The sequence below is a fragment of the Arthrobacter sp. 10T425 genome (genome assembly GCF_056393985.1).
On sequence record NZ_JBFTGZ010000090.1, the window covers coordinates 1 to 430 of the forward strand.

Consider the following 430-nt stretch of genomic DNA (forward strand, 5'->3'; position numbering starts at 1 on the left):
TGAGAGGCCCCCAGCCAGACCACTGGGTTGATAGGCCGGATGTGGAAGCGAGGACTAACGACTCGTGAAGCTGACCGGTACTAATAGGCCGATAACTTACACCACACACTCTTCCCGTGAACGGATTCAAAAGACGTTCACACCATGGGAAGGGTACAAAGAAACAAGACTGCTTGCGTCCACTATGTGGTTCCCAAACAACAAACCCGTCACCGACGGCACGTTGCGACAGGAACAAAACCACAACAAAATAACAACACCACAGATGTTGTAACCACAGTTTTCCCCACCCCCGCCAACAGCGGGCCGGTGGCGGAGCAAGGGTTACGGCGGTCATAGCGTGGGGGAAACGCCCGGTCCCATCCCGAACCCGGAAGCTAAGACCCACAGCGCCGATGGTACTGCACCCGGGAGGGTGTGGGAGAGTAGG

1 rRNA gene is annotated in these 430 nt (G+C 56.5%); it reads left to right on the forward strand.

The features are described from left to right. Positions 1 to 325: 325 nt before the first annotated feature. Positions 326 to 430 (forward strand): 5S ribosomal RNA (gene rrf, locus AC1DDH_RS20655); the annotation flags it as partial.